Source organism: Providencia sp. PROV116 (assembly GCF_028482485.1).
Taxonomy (GTDB): domain Bacteria; phylum Pseudomonadota; class Gammaproteobacteria; order Enterobacterales; family Enterobacteriaceae; genus Providencia; species Providencia rettgeri.
This window is the reverse complement of the sequence record NZ_JAMPQO010000008.1, coordinates 28239-46353: the sequence shown is the minus strand read 5'-3', so window position 1 is coordinate 46353 and position 18115 is coordinate 28239. Positions and strand designations below refer to the sequence as shown.

Here is an 18115-nt window from a genome sequence, read left to right as displayed (position 1 = left end):
GCATATTCTAAAAAGCAGTTAAACCTTAAAATAAGGCCAGCTGTTTTTTTTTGCTCTGCTATTTGTTTATTCCTAAATCTCATTATTAAAAAAACACCAGTTTAATAAAATTAATTAATCTTATTATAATTAATAACCTTTTACTCTTTACCCACTTGAATAATATTATTTCAATGAACTTTAAAATATACACATAAATATTATTACTAAATAATTTACAAGAGGTATTAAATGAAAGAAAGAGTGGTTGATTATATTTTATCAAAGTTATATGACTTAGGTATTGAAGATATTTTTGGTGTTCCTGGTGATTATTCATTTCCTATTAATGACGCTATTTGTGTTAGTTCTCAACAACGTTGGATTGGTAACTGTAACGAACTTAATGCAGCCTATGCCGCTGACGGATATGCACGAATAAAAGGCGTCGCTGCATTATCAACTACATTTGGCGTTGGCGAATTAAGCGCACTCAACGCAATAGCGGGTTCCTATGCAGAAAGGTTACCGATATTTCATCTTGTCGGAATGCCACCAAGCCAATCAAAGAAAAAACGTCTAATTAACCATCATTCTTTAGGTGATGGTGATTATGATGTTTTCTATAAAATGAGCCAGCATATTGTCTGCGCCCATGCCATTATAACCCCAGAAAATTGTATTGAAGAAACAGAGCGATTAATCACTTGTGCCTTACACGAGCGTCGCCCAGTTTATTTTGGATTACCTGCTGATTATGCTGTAAAAACTGTAGTTAAGTCACCTCATAATATGGTTCCATTAATACCAAAAACCAATCCAGAAATACTAAAAAACATTATCCATCTCATCTTAAATAAATTAATAAATAGCCAGCAACCCTGTTTATTAGCAGGGTCAATATCTCTACGTTTAGGATTACAAAAAAGCTTACAAACTATTATCGAAAAAACCAATATTCCCTATACAACCTTTTATATGGATAAGAGTGTTTTAGATGAAACTAATACACAATATATTGGAATGTATGCGGGGGAGTTCATCAATCCACAAGTGACTTCATTTGTAGAAAACTGTGATTGTGTTTTAAATATCGGCACTATAATGTCAGATTTTAATACTGCTTGTTACACCTCTAATATTGAAGAGGGAAACATAATACACATTATGGATAATTACGTTGTGATTAGTGGCCAACGCTACGATGAGATTTATATGAAGGATGTCATCTCATCGTTAAAAGATAAATTGACATCAACTTCTAATTATTATTTTTATCATAATAATTACCCTAAAGCACAATCACTTGGTACACCAATAAGTTCAAAAACACAAGAAATAACGGAAACATTCTTATACCCTCGTTTAGAAAAAATGCTCAAGCCTAACGATATTATATTTGGTGATACAGGAACATTTACCATGGGCTTATCATTTGCACTTTTACCTAAGGGGGCATCATTTCATTCTCAATCTTTATGGGGATCAATTGGCTGGGCCACTCCTGCTGCATTAGGAGCAGCTTTAGCATCTCCCTCCAGCCGTCTTATTTTAATAACTGGTGAAGGTGCTCACCAATTAACAATACAAGAAATTAGTCAATTTTCACGATTTGGGCTTAAGCCTATTATTTTTGTTCTAAATAACGACGGCTACCTTATCGAACGACTATTTTGTAAAGAACCTGAATATTATTATAACGATGTTACTCAATGGAATTATGCACAACTGCCTTCGGCATTTGGGTGCGATGATTGGTATTGCCAAAAAGTAGCAACCTGCGATGAACTCAATGATGCCTTACAACATATTGAAACTCTCGATAGCGCAGCTTACATTGAAATAATGACAGACAGGTATGACGCATCAAAGTATTTAGTAAAAATGGGAGAAGCTATTACTTCTACATACTAACTATATTGTTTGTAGCTAGCTCCGCCATCTAAAATGGCGTGAGCTATTAGAAATAAAATTACATTGTATTTAATTTATACTCACTAACTTTTTCGTTTTACATGTGATCTCTGATGAGATCACGCCATTTTTATAAGCAACAATGTCGGCCATTATCGCTAAAGCAATTTCTGGCGGTGTTTTACTACCAATTGGAATACCAATCGGAGCATGAATGCGTTCTATTTCCTCTTCCGTCATCCCACCGGATGCTATAAGCCGTTCACGACGGCGAGCACTAGTTCTTACTGACCCCATTGCACCAATGTAAAAAGCATCTGTATTAACCGACTCCATCAGTGTTAAATCATCAATACGGGGATCATGGGTTAAGGAAACAATGGCAGTATTTGGAGAGCACCCCTGTTCTTCTAAATAGCGGGCGGGAAATAAAGAAATAACCTCAACTTGAGATGGAATTTGTGGTGCAAACCGCGCTATTTCTTCTTCTCGGTGATCGCAAATAATGACCTCAAAACCCAATGTTAACGCAAAATTAGCGCAATAAGCCCCCACAGTGGAAATACCTGCAATGATTAGGCGAGGAGGAGCCGCAATGTATAACTGAATTTTATCGCCATCACGTTCTATCTGTGTTGGTTGTTCTGACTTATTAGCTATATGAATTTCACCACTCTGCGGCAATAGAACTTTTTTGATAATGGCAGAATAACCTAATAACGCATTTTGGATCTCAACGAGATAATTAAGTGATTTTTCATTATTTGGTAGATATTCAATCAAAACATCTAAACTACCATCACACGGTAAATTAACTTTAGTCTCAATCCCGCCTCTTCCATAGCGAACAACTTGGCTACTACTCACATAATTATTATTTTTTATGCGCTGAATAAAATCCTCTTCAATACATCCACCAGAAAGTGAACCTATATATTGACCGTCCTGTTTTGCAACCAACAAAGAACCCGGGCTTCTCGGCGAAGAACCATAGGTATTTAATACGGTACATAACCAAATTGGTTGCTCTTTTATCCAAGCAACGGCTTGAGAGATAACAAAAACATCTTCACGCAACATATTCATCCCTTATTCGTTATCAACACTTGGATAATCAATATCTTTCACAACATTTTCATCATTTATGTCCAGTTTATAGACAAAATTATCCTGTAATATTGATTTTGCCCCTTCATCGCCGGACAATTTAATTAAATCTGAATAATATTTTGCAGATATTCCCACTGGATGCCCCGGTAAACTATTATATACTGGCCGTACTAACGTATGTTGTTTTAATTCATTTGCTATACGTATAAATAATCTACTATTGATGTATGGCATATCTGCTAAATGAATTATCCACCCATCTAAATTTGAAGTATTTTTAACACCAAATGCGATTGAATCACCTAACCCAGTACTATTTATCAATGAGTATGGAATATTAAATTGTAAACAATTATTAATGACGCCTTCATTCTCAGGCCGAGTTACTACATGAATAGGAATTCCGCTATCTATTGAATTAAAAAGTGTTTTTTCAAATACCGTGCTTTTCCCTAGCCCAAAATTTAATTTACTGCCTTTACCTCCAGCGTTTTGAAAACGCTCACTTTTTCCTGCTGCCAATATCAAAATACAAATATTCATGGTTTTTATTCTAAATCGATATACTGATTGCGTATCTCATAAATAAAGTATATTCAGTAAGATCACAAGAACTACCTATCATTAATTTGAAAATTATTAAGAGAAGTATAATATTAACGTGATACAAATAATTTTTTCGATATGACTATAAAAATAAAAATACCGATGTAATAAAAATAAGTGTAAGGGTGTATTATGAGCAAAAGCAATGTCGAACTCTCCCGCAGACACTTTCTAAAATGTGCCGTTATAGCGGGAATATCTGTTTATTTAGCCCCTTTGTATAGCCGTGCTTTTGATGTGCTATTCGAAGAAAAAATCCTTCAATCTCCTGACTGGAATCCAGTCGATAAACAAATCAAATTTCGTATTGATGGGTTTGCCAAAGTCCAAGGGGAGAAAGTCTTTGCCAGAGACATTCGCGCACGCGATATTCCTCACTGGCCAAAACAGCAAGGTCATGCATTTTTACTACGCGTAACTCAAGCCGATAAAATTTACCAAGGCTTTAATCTTGATCTGCTGAAAGATGGCCTCATGCCTGACCGCATCGTAACCGCGAGCGACTTAGAAAAAGATGGTGTCGCTTTCCCTGAATTTTATGGCGATGATTTATTGCTTCCGGAAGGGAAAACCCCCGCTTACCTTGGCCAAGCCGTTGCATTATTGATTTACCATGATTTTGCTAAATTCCGCTTTGCCAAAGAAACCCTAAAATTCCGTGACGATGTTATCCAATACGGTGCATTTACCGGCCCACTGGAACGGGACCCATGGGGAAGCTACCGTGGCGTGCGAATTGGCAGTGAAAATCCTTATGATCCTGATATTTACTCAAGCCTAAAAGATATGCCAATCTCCCCTATTGGCATGAAAAAACACTTGCCCGTTTGGCCAGAAGGCCGTGAAGGTGGGAAATTAGATCAACAAGGCATGCTATATGCTGATGAACTCGCCAAACAGTTGGAAAATCCGCCAGAAGACTGGCTCGTAATCAAACGAAAATACTTTTCTCAATCGATTGATACTGCTGCCTTAGAGCCTGATAACGCTAACGGTTGGTACGACGCTAAAACACAGTCATTCCATCTGGTTATTCCTACGCAGTCCCCTCAGGAAGTGGCGGAATCATTACCCGAGATGCTGGCAAAATCGCATTTCCCAATTAAACAAATTTTCCTACACCCTTGTTTTACCGTTGGTTATGGTTCTAAAGACCATACCCCATTCCCGTATTATGGTGCGATGGCAACGTTATATGGTGACGGAGTTCCTATTCGTCTGGCTAATGACCGCTATGAACAATTTCAATCCACCATCAAACGCCATGCTTTTGATATGGATTACACCTTAGCGGTGAATAAGAAAACACAGAAAATCGAAGCCCTTTCAGCGTCTTTTATTGGTGATGGCGGTGGTCGCTGTAATTTCACACCTTCCGTTGTCATGGTTGGCGCAACAGGCGCCCAAGCTATCTATTACATTCCGCGTAGTGATTTATCTGCGGTCGGTATTGCATCACGAGCCGTGGATGCGGGTTCAGCCCGCGGTTATGGCACCTTACAAGCCATGGCAGCAACCGATATGTTGATGGAAGAAGCTGCAAAACTACTCAAAGCCGACCCCATTGAGTTCCGTCTTAAAAATATCATAAAGTCTGGGATGAAAAATACCCAAGGGGCAATCCCTGGCGGTGCAATTCGTGCCGATGAAGTGTTAACCCGCTGCGCTGCCCATCCAATGTGGACTGACAGAACCAAGCGTAAAGCTGATTTTGAAGCAAAAAATAGCGGTAAACTATTCGGTACTGGGATTTCTTGTGTGCAAAAAGACTTCGGGACAGGTGCGGAATCCTCCTTTGCTCGTGTAGAACTTACCCCTGAGGGTAAAATTGCTATTTACCATAGTGGTGCAGAAATTGGTACGGGCATGTCCACGTCCCAATCGGTGGTTTGCGCTAAATGGTTAGGAAAACCTGCGGAACAAGCTCATTTTTCGGTTGTAGATTGGTCAATTTTACCTATGGTGTCGACAGGTAACCCGTTTGCCATGTCACAAGATGAGCAAAACCACCTCGCGCAAAACCCATTATGGACACCGAATTACTGCTCACCGGCAAGCGCCAGTAATTCAGCCTATTATTTCACTCACAGTACAGACGCAGCCGCACGCCTTATATTTGAGCATGGGTTATGGCCCGCTGCCATGTCAATTTGGCAAGAAGGCATTGGTGGCGGACAAGCTGCCCCTCTAGTTGTTCGCCGTGAAGATGCACGTTGGGTTGCTGAAGGCTTAACGGCTGATGGGCTTGAGGTGCTTAGCTTACCGCGCTTAATTGAACGTACTTTTGCAATGGGCGGGGTAACTGGCGCAGTGTGCCACGTATTTAACCGCTGGCAATGGGCTGAAGCCGATTTCCCTATTCAAGGTGAAACTCGCCGTTTACCGATTGACGGGCTATCACTACGATTTGCCGATAAAGAATACCAAGTTTGCCACCGTGAAAAAGCCTATTACCCTGATACCCAAAGAAATAATGCCGGAGTCACTTACTACAGTGCAGTCGCTACCGTGAGTGAACTATCCATTGATAAGGCAACTGGACAAGTCGAATTGCTGAATCACCATAGCGTAGTGGAGTGCGGTAATCTTATCGTGCCACAACTGGTTTCAGGGCAAATTCAAGGTGGTTTAGCAATGGGGATAGGTCATGCCCTCCATGAATATTTACCTCTCTACGAAGATGGTCCCGGTAATGGGACGTGGAACTTCAACCGTTATCATCTCCCTCTAGCCAGCGACGTTGCCGTTTGGCAGCAAACCAATGAAGTCCTACCAGGACTTTCGGATACAGACCCGCCAAAAGGCGTTGCTGAGGTTGTTATGATCCCGGTGGTTTCATCCATCGTCAATGCCATTGCAGATGCAACTGGTCATCATTTCTTGCATTTGCCTGTACGCGCAAAAGACATTTTAGAGGTAATATCATGAGCCTAAATTTCCTTCCCCTCACTTTAACCATTAATGGCCAACAGTATGGACCAATGGACGTGCCTGAAGGCCTCATGATGATCGACTTCCTTCATGAATATGTTGACCTAACGGGTTCTCGTCTAGGCTGTGGCCAAGGGATCTGCCATGCTTGCGTCGTTATCTTAGATAACCCATCCGGTACCAGCGAAGAGATCCGCACCTGTATTACTGGCGCGCATTTTTTCAATAATAAAAGTATTCGAACTATCGAAGGGGCTGCCACCAAAGAAGAAAACGGGGAAGTAAAATTATCCCCAGTTCAGCAAGCTTTTGTTGAACATTTTAGTTTTCAGTGTGGCTACTGTACCCCAGGGTTTGTGAATGCGGCTACCGTGTTTATTGAAGAACTTCAGCGAAACCCCATTGCAGAAGCGGACTTAGAAGATGCTATCAAGCAAGCCCTAAATAACCATATTTGCCGCTGCACAGGCTATGTACGCTATTATGAAGCGGTACGTGACGTTGTTCTGGCGACTCCTGGTCTTATCAAGGAGGCAATAAAATGATCAAACGAATTATTTTATGGTTGATAGCCATCGCTATCATCGTTTGGGCGGTGCTGTATTGGTATGAAAGCCGTACCTTAGATGGTCCGGTACAAAAAGTGACAGCAACATCTCAGGAAATTGAGCGAGGCCGTTATCTCACCCTTGCCAGTGACTGCGCTGCGTGCCACACCAGTGCTGATGGCGCGCCATTAGCCGGTGGTTTTCCACTCGATACCCCATTTGGTACTATCTACAGCAGTAACTTAACCCCTTCAGCCGACTTTGGTATCGGTCGCTGGACAAAAGATGATTTTTATAAAGCACTGACCCAAGGTATCTCTCCACCGAGTAAAAATCTTTATCCGGCAATGCCTTATACGTCTTACAAAGGGATCACTCGTGAAGATTCTGACGCTATTTACAGTTATTTGATGAGCCAACCAGCGGTTGATGTCGCACCACCTGAAAATTCATTGCCATTCCCACTAAACCAACGTATGGCCATGATTGGCTGGAATTTATTGTTTTTTAATGATAAACCACTCCCAAATAGCTCACAAGGTAGCTCTCCTGAATGGTTACGTGGTCGGTATTTAGTTAACGTATTAGAGCATTGTGCTGAATGCCATACGCCAAGAGGAAAACTGGGTGAAATGGATTTAGATAACTTTATGCAAGGCGGTGCTTTAGGTCGTTTTGTGGCGCCGGATATTACCCCAAAAGCGCTTGCAGAACGAGGATGGACAAAAGAAGATTTACAGCAGTTTTTCATGACTGGGCTCGCACCACAAGGTTCCGCCTACAGTGATATGCACCCTGTAATTTATCTGAGTTCACAACATTTAACCCCAGAGGATAATAGCGCTATAGCCACCTATTTAATGGGCGATAACCCACCAGCAACTTCGCCATTAAGAATGGGGGAAGGTAACGCTCAAGGACGCCAAATTTATTTAGAAACCTGCTCAGGTTGCCACTCCTATGATGGCAGTGGTAAACCGAATGTGGCGGTGGCAATGAAAGGAAATTCGACATTGCGTGATGCGGATAGCACTAACCTAATTAATGCGATTTTAGATGGTTTGCCTGAACAACCATTCCCTAATAACCAAAACATGCAAAGTATGCCCGGGTTTGCCAATAAGCTAAATGACCAACAAATTAGCGACTTAGTGAACTTCCTTCGCGTTCAATGGGGAGGACAACCTGCGGATGTCACCCCAGAGCAGATTAAATCTTTGCGTCAATAATGACGAAAAATGAACTATCTGGCTTGTTAATATTTAACGAGCCAGATAATTCTCTAATTAATGTCCATATAATAATATGCTTTATATAATAAAATACATATTGATTTAATTATTCATTAATAAGAACTACTATCATTTAAATAAATTACATTTGAATAAAACTCAGTTATTTTATTCAATACTGTCATATTAAGATGACTCCAACAGTATTATTCACTTTCTTGTCTAAATCCCTTTACTCGTTCTTGATATATCAATACAGATACCCATACTATTTATGTAACTTACTGAGCTATCTGATATTAGTCATCGAATTGTGAGCCAATTTAATCGAAATAAAACAATCTTACAGTGCATGGCTAAAAAGTATTATTTATCTCCATTGTTCATAATAAAAAACCCTAAAAATATAATCAGGGAGCACACTATGTCGGGACATATATCTAGACGCAATTTTATCAAATTAGGCACTATTGCGGGCATTGCAGTGATGGTCGGCAAACTCCCTTTTGCGATAGCAATGGAGCTCGATTCTGACTCTCCATCAACTGATTGGATTGGTCAAAATGGTAAAGCACGTTTTCGCTGGGATGGCGTTGAAAAGGTCACTGGCCGTAAAAATTTTGCTCGTGATTACCGCGCTAAAGACATCCCTGGCTGGCCTAAAAAACAAAGCTATGCCTTTATGTTAAAAGCAACAGAGGCAGATAAAACCTTTGAAGGCATTGATATTTCAATGTTAGGTCCAAATTTACAGCCTGATAAAGTTGTTTTACAAGAAGACCTTATCCGTGATGGCTTAAATATCCCTCAAGACACCAGTATGGGAAAAGGCTTCTATGGCACTAATATTCTAGTGCCTCTAGGGGATACCCCGCCAATTATTGGCCACCCAGTTGCTATCTTGATTTATCATGATTTCGATAAATACAGTGCAGCGCAGCGGATGTTACGCTTTGCGACAAATACCGTAAAATATGGAACGGTGACAGGGCCAAAACCGCCCGCTAACTACGGTGCAGCGCGATATGTGCGTATTGGTGGTGACACCCCACTTTCGCCTTCTATCTTTTCCCCTTATCAAGATTCAGGTATTAAAGGCGGATTCGATGGCAATACGCCTATTTGGCCACCTTATGACCCAAAACACGCCATTTCTATTCCGCCAGTGATCCGTAAAGATCGTGGTGGTGGTTTTATTCAAGCCCTTCATCAGGCAGAAAAAAGTCCTGATAAACAAGAAAAAGCGATGGATTACGCACGACAAATTGAGCAAGAAATCGCAGCCGCTCGTCAGGATCCCGATAAGTTTGTGATTGAGCGCCATGGTTTTTCACAATCCATTGACCCTTGTGCAATGGAGCCTGATAACTGTAATACTTGGTATGACGCTCAAACCAAAACACTGCATATCTTAACCGCGACACAGTCTCCTGCAGGCGTCGTCAACGCCGCTGCTGAGTTATCGAAGCACAACAAACATTTTTCCGTCGAGAACATTGTGCTATTAACTGGTTCGACCGTCGGTTATGGCTCAAAAGATTATTCGGTTTTTCCTTTCTATTCCATGGTCGCCAGTTTCTACGCTGATGGCTTGCCTGTTCGCATGGCAAATGACCGTTATGAACAATTCCAGATGGGAATGAAACGCCACTCCATTGAAATGGATGTCACCATCATTGGTGATAAAAAAACGGGTAAATTTGATGTATTAAAAGGCACTTATAACTGTAATGGTGGCGGCCGTGAAAACCTCTCCGTTGCCGTATCACACGTTGCGGTACGTGGCGCCCAATCTATTTATTATTTCCCTAAATCTGACCTTACCGCTCTCGCCATGGCCACTCCGGCTGTCGAAGCGGGCTCAATGCGTGGCTTTGGTTCCTTACAATCGATGGCAGTCACTGAATTGATGGTCGATGAAATCGCTCATAACCTCAATATTGACCCGATTGAACTGCGCCGCCGTAATGCCATTTTAGAAGGTTACCCGAATACACAAGGGGGTGTAATAGCCGGTGACCCACGCAATGTCGAAATGTTAAATCTTGCGGAAAAACACCCAATTTGGGTCGATCGTGAGAAAAACAAAGTCGATTATGAAGCGAAAAACCCCGGTAAGTTATACGGCGTTGGCTTTGCACAAGTGCAGCAAGTTTATGGTTCTAGCGGTGTTCCAACGATTCTTTCTCTTGAATTTGATACCAATGGTAAACTCACTATGCGCCATTGCATGCAAGAGATTGGTACAGGTGGTACAACCGCACAGCAAGTGATGGTGTGGCAAGCACTCAGCAAAGCCCCTGATGTGGTTGAGTTTGGGGTCACTGAATTTGCAGAACTGCCACTCAAAACCAGTTGGGCAGACCAGAAAAAACAAGACGAACTGTCAAAAACGGATCCCTATTGGACACCTGCTCTGATCCCTGACATGAGTTCATCGAGTGGTGTTTATTATATTGGGTTTGGTACACGCCAAGCGGGCCATTTCTTATTGGAAAATACCCTATGGCCTGCAGCCAAAAGCATTTGGAGCGAAGGCCCTGGTGGCGGTGCTTTCAACGGCTTAAATGTTGAATTTGCAGACATTCGTGTCGGGCCAGATGGTATTGGTGGCGGCGGAATGAAACCCATTCCTTTTGACATTTTAGCCAAAAGAGCCCATGAGATGGGACTCATCACCGGGGTTGCTGTTCATGGCTATTCAAGCTGGCAGTGGGCTCGCGCAGAGTTCGATATCCCAACTGTCGGTTTGAAAAACCTCCCTCTTGATGCAATATCCGTTCGTTATGGTGACGGTGCGCCGCAGGAACTGAAAAAACAGATGACCACTGGCGGTTACCATTTTATTAAACGTAAAATTGCCTATTACCCACCAACACAACGCGCAAAAGCGGACCCAACAACGGTCACACCCGCTTCTTGCCTAGTCGAGCTCAATGTCAACACCATGACGGGTGAGGTCGATGTCATGCGCCATCATATGATTATGGACCCCGGTACGATGATTGTCCCTGAATTGGTTTCAGGCCAAATTCAAGGGGGGACCGCGATGGGTATTGGCCACGCATTGATGGAAGAATTACCACTGTATGAAGATGGGCCAGGTAACGGAACATGGAACTTTAATCGCTATGTCCTGCCGCGAGCAAAAGATGTTGCGGTTTGGCAGCAAACCATTGATTACTTACCTCCGCTATCAGAAACTTCACCACCAAAAGGCATGGCTGAACTGGGCATGATCCCAATCTTACCTGCGACGAGTAACGCATTAACCCATGCGACAGGCAAGCGTTTCTATGAATTCCCTATTACGGTAGATAAAATTAAAAAGGCACTCTCATGAAAATCAACAATGCCGTTCCGATTATTGAGCGCAAGCCACTCACACTGACTATTAACGGCCAAAAAATTGGTCCTATTGATGTCCCTGTTGGGATGCCAATGATTGAGTTTCTACATGAATACCTTGACCTCACCGGCACTCACTTTGGTTGCGGCCAAGGGATCTGCCATGCTTGCACCATTATGGAAATTCAGCCCGATGGCACAACGGTTGAAAGTCGCACTTGTATTTTTGGTGCCCATTATTTCAACAATAAAAATATTGTTACCATCGAAGGGCAAGCCAAACTGGATGAACAAGGCAAAGTCGTTGAGTTAACGCCAATTCAACAAGCTTTCATCGAAAACTTTTCATTCCAGTGTGGCTATTGTGCTCCCGGTTTCGTCACAGGTGCGACAGTATTTCTTGATAAACTGAAGAAAAACCCAGTGAAGCGAGACCAACTCGAACATGCGATTGAAGAAGCCCTCAATGAGCATATTTGCCGTTGTACAGGTTATGTACGCTATTATGAAGCTGTGAGGAAAGTCGCTCTCGACACTCCCGGCTGCGTGATCGACTAGGGAGAAACATCATGGCTAAATCCAGCTCTCTACGTAAAAGCATTTATATTATTATCTTATTATTTATCGTATTAATGCTTGCGATCCTATTTGGTGCTTTTCGTACTTCCAGTATCGGCCCTAATTTAGATAAACCACTGACTTCAGAAGAAGTCGCCAAATTACTGCCAAGAGGGCAAGAATTGGCCACCGCTGGAGATTGCTTTGGTTGCCACTCATTACCTGAAGGGCCATTGGCTGCGGGCGGGCGCGCTATCGGAACCCCTTTCGGCACCATTTACTCCACAAATATAACGCCTGATAAGCAATTTGGTATCGGTAACTATACCCGTGCTGATTTCCATCGTGCTTTGAAAGACGGAATTGGTAAAGAAAGAGGTAATCTCTACCCTGCCATGCCGTTTGTATTTACCCATATGACGACATCGGATGATATTGATGCCCTGTATGCTTATGTGATGTCACTTCCGCCAATCAATGTGCCAAACAAAGAAAATACAGGTGTATTTGTCCTACCCGTTCGCCCATTTATGAACTTCTGGACTTTGCTCAATTTCCCTAAACAAAATGCGCCTCATGACCCACAACGTTCTGCCGAGTGGAACCGAGGTGCTTATATTGTTGAAGGTCTAGCGCACTGCGGCGCTTGTCACTCACCACGTAACTTAATGATGGGTGTCGAGTTTTCACGGTCACTTCAAGGAGGGGAAGAAGCCGGCTTAGCGATCCCTGATATCACGGCCGAAGCGCTTTCCAAACATGGATACAATACCGCCTCCTTGAGCCAGTTTTTACTTACAGGTAATGCCCCGCAAGGCTCTGCATTTGCAGATATGAGCACAGTGACTCATTTTTCGACTAGTCAGATGAAAAAAAGCGATGTTGATGACATGGCGATTTATTTAATGACGGATAAACAAGGAAAAATACTTGGCGCCAAAGCTTCGCCTGCTCCATTGCCAGAGGCAAACTCATCAGAAGTGGGTGATGTCAGTCAAATCATGGAAACTGGCCGCTTAATGTATATGTCTACCTGCGCAGGCTGCCACGGGATCACCGGAGAAGGTGTACCTAATGGCATTCCAGCGTTAAAAGGTAACGCCATCTTAGCGATGGACAGCCCTGAAACCTTTATCAGTGTAGTGTTAACGGGTATTCCAACCACCACTTTCCCAAATGGGCAACGTATGTATGCGATGCCAAGTTTTGCTGATGATTTAACGCCACAAGAAATGGCAGATTTAATATCATGGGCGCGCGCCGAATGGGGGGGACAAGGTAAACCCGTCACCGCCGAACAAGTTGAGAAACTGAAAAAAGCGGCGCAGTAATCATTCGTCGCTTCTCTTCAAATAACTTATTTATTGAAGGGAAGCGACATTATTATTTTCATTGATACATTCAAGTGAAATATATCAACGCACCCCACATTAAATAAGAATTTCAAATTAAAGATATCCGCTTATTTCTATTAAAAGAAAACCAATATATAAACTGGGTTTCCTCTCACTTCGCCTGACTCAAACATTCACGCAATCCATGAGTATTTTCCAATATTAACCTTCATTAATAAGTACTTACTAAATACCTAACAAAAATTTCCCTTAGCACATACAGTCACAATTCAAATTAATAACCTATGTTATAGTTAACATACAAATAATAACATTAGATTATCATTTATTGTAATTAGCAATGTGAAAGGAAAATATATGCAACTAAATATCAATGGAAGATGGATTGAACTAAGCAATATTTCTCCATCAACACCACTTCTTTACGTATTACGTAATGATTTAAAACTCAATGGCCCTAAATATGGCTGCGGTTTAGGCGAATGTGGCGCTTGTAGTGTACTTATCGATGGCAAAGTCGTTCGCTCGTGTTCAACACCGGTATCAACAGTAGAAAATAGAAAAATTACCACGCTTGAAGGCATTAGTGATAGCGAGACACTCCATCCTGTGCAACAAGGATTTATTGATGAGCAAGCAGCACAATGTGGTTATTGTACGAATGGCATGATAATGACATTGGTTGCTCTGTTTAAACGTAACCCTAATGCAAGTGAAGAAGAGATAAAAAAAGAACTCGCTTTTAATTTATGCCGTTGTGGAACCCATGTAGAAATATTAAAAGCAGCTAAAAAAGCTAAAATGATCATCGCACAAGGTGGTAAAGCATGAGCATTTTAGATATCACTCGACGCCGTTTGCTGCAAGCTGGTGGGCTCATCGTTGTCAGTAACATGTTGCCTTCCATTTCATTTGCAGCAGAAAAGATACCAAACAAAAATGCGGCTATTCCTCTGAATTATGTCGATAGTTTTATTGCTCTTGCCGCTGATGGTTCGGTGACTGCATTTAATGGTCACGTGGATTTAGGTACAGGAATTCGTACCTCACTTGCACAAATTGTCGCTGATGAAATTGGTGTCTCTTTTGAATCAGTAACAATGATACTTGGGGATCCACAAAGTACACCGGATCAAGGGCCGACTATCGCCAGTGCGACCATTCAGGTCACGTCTATCCCCTTACGCCATGCTGCTGCTCAAGTTCGCATGCAGCTAACATCTCTTGCTGCCAAAGCGTTAAATGTGCCAATGGAAGCCGTTCGAGCACAGCATGGATATGTTTTTGTCACCGCCCAACCTGAACGTCGTTTGAGTTATGCGCAATTGGCAAAAGGACAAGATCTCCATTTTGAATTAGATGAAAACGTAACCTTAAAACCCGCTTCTGAGGCTATTTATGTCGGAAAGCCGATTCAACGCGTAGATATTCGTGCAAAAGTAACGGGTGAGTTGACTTGGGTACATGATATGCGAGTACCTGATATGTTACATGGCAGAGTTATTCGCCCCCCTTATGCAGGTGCAGACAGTAGCGCACCACTTGGAAATAGTTTGCTTTCGATTGATGAAAGTTCTATTGCTCACCTAAAAGGCATTGTAAAAATTGTACGCATTAATGACTTTGTTGGTGTCGTTGCCGAACGTGAAGAACAAGCGATAAACGCTATGCGTCAGTTAAAAATTCAATGGAAAGAATGGCAAGGATTACCCGATTTAACCCTCGATAAGCTTCATGACACCCTTGATGCATTACCCAGCCAAGATAGGATATTGCGAGATGATGACGGTGTTGACAGCGCCTTAGCCAATTTACATAAAACCGTAAATGCAGACTATGTTTGGCCATACCATTTACACGCATCAATTGGGCCATCTTGCGCTATCGCGGATGTCCGCGGCGATAAAGTCGATGTCTGGTCAGGCACACAAAACCCTCATGACCTGCGAAAAGATTTAGCACTACAACTCGATAGAGAGCTATATCAAATACACATTCATCGCATGGAAGCATCAGGGTGCTATGGTCGTAACTGTGCTGATGACGTGGCAGCCGATGCCGTTTTACTGTCTCAAGCGACAGGACGACCTGTGCGAGTGCAATTAATGCGAGAACAAGAAGCGGGTTGGGAGCCAAAAGGCACCGGGCAATTGATTAAAATTCGAGGGGGAGTTGATCAAAATAATGATGTCAGCGCTTACGAACTCAGCACTCGTTATCCATCAAATAATGCCACTACTTTATCGTTGATTTTAACTGGGAAAAAAGAAAATAAACCGGATATTCAACAGATGGGAGACCGCACGGCTATCCCTCAATATCGATACCCACATATGCGCGTTATCGCTAAAGATACCGCGCCTGTTGTTAGGGCATCATGGATGCGCGGAGTTTCAGCACTTCCAAATGTATTTGCTCATGAATCTTGGATTGATGAAGTTGCTTATTTAGCACAGCAAGATCCTATAGCATACCGCTTAAAATATTTAGATGATCCTCGAGCTATCGCTTTAATTAGTGCCGTGAAAAAACAGGCGAATTGGGTTGATGGGCCGATGCATCAAAGACCATCCCCTGTCACCGAAGAAATTGTGAGTGGTCGAGGGTTTGCCTGGGCGCGTTATTTCCACAGTAAATTTCCGGGTTTTGGTGCTGCATGGGCAGCTTGGGTCTGCGACTTAACTGTTAATCGCCGAACAGGACAAGTACTTATCAAAAAAGTCTATGTCGCCCATGATTGTGGCCAAATGGTTAACCCAGATGGCGTTAAACACCAAGTCCATGGAAACATTATTCAATCCTGTAGCCGGGTATTAAAAGAGTTTGCCACCTTTGATAAATCAGGCACAACCTCCCTTGAATGGGGCGGATACCCTATTCTACGTTTCGATGAGTTACCCGAAATTGATATTCAATTAATGGAATATCCCAATGAACCCCCTATGGGAGCGGGCGAATCTGCATCAGTACCAAGCGCTGCCGCGGTAGCAAATGCGCTATTTGATGCATTAGGTGTGCGTATGCGAGAAGTTCCATTTACCCCTGAACGTATTCTGCGAGCAGTAGGTATGGCAGCCAAGAACCAAGGAGTGGCTCATGAGTAAGGCAAAAAAAATATTTGGCTACAGTGCGCTTGCTATCGTTATTGTTGCGGTGGGGGGACTCGCACTGAGTTGGCAATCTGCCATTGAGCCATTACACACCAATTCAACACAAAGTTTTACTGACGCTCAAATTACCCGTGGTGAAAAATTAGCGGCACTAGGCGATTGTGCCGTTTGCCATACGCGGCCTGGCGGTGAAACAAATACCGGGGGCTTTGCGATGGAGATCCCCTTCGGCACGATTTACACCACAAATATAACACCTGATATAGAAACAGGCATTGGCAGCTGGTCATATGAAGCGTTTGAACGGGCTATGCGTTATGGTGTTGATCGTGAGGGGAATTATTTATACCCTGCGTTCCCTTACACGGCTTTTACTCATACTTCCGATGATGATTTATATGACCTCTATGCATGGTTAATGAGCCAAAAACCTGTTCGTTATCAACCTCCAAAGACATCATTAAACTTTCCCTTTAATATCCGCCAAGGAATTTGGGCATGGAATCAGCTGTATTTAACCGCTGGGCCAATAAAACCAAACAATTCACAAACTGATGAGTGGAACCGAGGTGCATACCTTGCCGAAGGGCTCGGCCATTGCAGCGCTTGCCACTCCCCACGTGATATATTATTTGGTGAAAAAGGCGGAGATAGCCACTTGATGGGTGGAGATGCTGAAGGATGGAGTGCACCAGCGCTGCGAGGTGACCAAGCCTCACCTGTTGCTTGGAGCCATCAGGATATGGCGGAGTTTTTGCGTACGGGATTCTCAGCTAACCATGGTGTCGCAGCAGGCCCGATGGCACCAGTCATCAGAGAAGGAACCTCTCAACTAACCGAAGAAGATAGACAAGCTATTGCAACTTATTTGACTTCTGAAGTTGAGCATCCGCAGGTCACATCGCAAGCCGTAACAATCGTACAGCAAACAGAAGATAAAATTGAACCTCTCTCTTCTGAAGGGGCAAGGTTGTATTCAGGGGCTTGTATGGCATGCCACGCTCAAACGAAAGGTGCGCAAATGTCAGGTGTACGACCCGCTTTAGCCTTAAATACGAATCTTTATGCAGATACCCCAGATAATGCCATTCGCGTTGTATTAAATGGAATTGAGTATGAGGCAACAGAAGGGCTCGGCAGCATGCCTGCTTTTCGTCATAATTTAAGTGATCAGCAAATAGCAGTACTCTTAAATTATCTAAGAACAACGTTTACTGACAAGTCACCATGGCCTAATTTGAAACAACAAGTTAGCCAACTACGCGCGGAAACAGCAGCTAAATAATCCGTTCATCTTTAGCGTAAATAACGGTCATATCTATGACTGTTATTTACGCTATTTATATCTACTCAAGAAAATGAGATATTCCATCTCAAAAAAGAAATAACTAAAAGCACGACTTATTATTTTCCGTAATGCCTAA

At 42.5% G+C, this 18115-nt stretch carries 12 protein-coding genes; 10 read left to right on the top strand and 2 right to left on the bottom strand.

The window, feature by feature from the left end; translation table 11 throughout:
- Positions 1-231 precede the first annotated feature (231 nt).
- Positions 232-1893 carry an alpha-keto acid decarboxylase family protein gene (locus tag PSE72_RS06575; protein WP_115166764.1) on the top strand — a complete coding sequence of 554 codons (1662 nt, stop codon included), beginning with the start codon at positions 232-234 and terminating at the stop codon, positions 1891-1893.
- Positions 1894-1962: 69 nt separating this feature from the next.
- Here the strand turns inward: PSE72_RS06575 and PSE72_RS06570 are convergent, their stop codons facing one another.
- Positions 1963-2973 carry an XdhC family protein gene (locus PSE72_RS06570; RefSeq protein WP_109912020.1) on the bottom strand — a complete coding sequence of 337 codons (1011 nt, stop codon included), beginning with the start codon at positions 2971-2973 and terminating at the stop codon, positions 1963-1965.
- Between the two features lie 9 nt (positions 2974-2982).
- The gene (locus tag PSE72_RS06565; protein WP_004913840.1) at positions 2983-3546 is read right to left on the bottom strand and encodes a nucleotidyltransferase family protein; all 564 of its coding nucleotides are present in this window, start codon (positions 3544-3546) and stop codon (positions 2983-2985) included.
- Between the two features lie 195 nt (positions 3547-3741).
- Between PSE72_RS06565 and PSE72_RS06560 the strand changes: the two genes are divergently transcribed.
- The 9 genes from PSE72_RS06560 to PSE72_RS06520 all read left to right on the top strand — a co-directional run bounded on the left by PSE72_RS06560 (position 3742) and on the right by PSE72_RS06520 (position 17976).
- Positions 3742-6537 (top strand): xanthine dehydrogenase family protein molybdopterin-binding subunit, encoded by a 2796-nt coding sequence (locus PSE72_RS06560; protein WP_004913845.1) that lies wholly within the window; start codon positions 3742-3744, stop codon positions 6535-6537.
- The gene (locus PSE72_RS06555) at positions 6534-7085 is read left to right on the top strand and encodes a (2Fe-2S)-binding protein (protein WP_109912018.1); all 552 of its coding nucleotides are present in this window, start codon (positions 6534-6536) and stop codon (positions 7083-7085) included. The genes PSE72_RS06560 and PSE72_RS06555 overlap by 4 nt, the downstream gene beginning before the upstream one ends.
- Positions 7082-8317, top strand: coding sequence for a c-type cytochrome (locus tag PSE72_RS06550; protein WP_115166763.1), 1236 nt, complete (start codon positions 7082-7084; stop codon positions 8315-8317). Before PSE72_RS06555 ends, PSE72_RS06550 begins: the two co-directional genes overlap by 4 nt.
- A gap of 427 nt (positions 8318-8744) precedes the next feature.
- A complete protein-coding gene (locus PSE72_RS06545) occupies positions 8745-11663 on the top strand; it encodes a xanthine dehydrogenase family protein molybdopterin-binding subunit (protein ID WP_115166762.1) in 2919 nt (972 codons plus the stop codon).
- On the top strand, positions 11660-12226 hold the full coding sequence (locus PSE72_RS06540) for a (2Fe-2S)-binding protein (RefSeq protein ID WP_004260707.1): 567 nt from the start codon (positions 11660-11662) through the stop codon (positions 12224-12226). The genes PSE72_RS06545 and PSE72_RS06540 overlap by 4 nt, the downstream gene beginning before the upstream one ends.
- An 11-nt stretch (positions 12227-12237) precedes the next feature.
- Positions 12238-13557 (top strand): cytochrome c, encoded by a 1320-nt coding sequence (locus tag PSE72_RS06535; protein ID WP_115166761.1) that lies wholly within the window; start codon positions 12238-12240, stop codon positions 13555-13557.
- A gap of 381 nt (positions 13558-13938) precedes the next feature.
- Positions 13939-14412: a (2Fe-2S)-binding protein gene (locus PSE72_RS06530; protein WP_115166760.1), complete on the top strand. Its 474-nt coding sequence runs from the start codon at positions 13939-13941 to the stop codon at positions 14410-14412.
- Positions 14409-16685, top strand: a complete 2277-nt coding sequence (locus PSE72_RS06525) for a xanthine dehydrogenase family protein molybdopterin-binding subunit (RefSeq protein WP_267690400.1) — start codon at positions 14409-14411, stop codon at positions 16683-16685. Before PSE72_RS06530 ends, PSE72_RS06525 begins: the two co-directional genes overlap by 4 nt.
- Positions 16678-17976 carry a c-type cytochrome gene (locus tag PSE72_RS06520; RefSeq protein ID WP_115166758.1) on the top strand — a complete coding sequence of 433 codons (1299 nt, stop codon included), beginning with the start codon at positions 16678-16680 and terminating at the stop codon, positions 17974-17976. The genes PSE72_RS06525 and PSE72_RS06520 overlap by 8 nt, the downstream gene beginning before the upstream one ends.
- Positions 17977-18115: the final 139 nt, after the last annotated feature.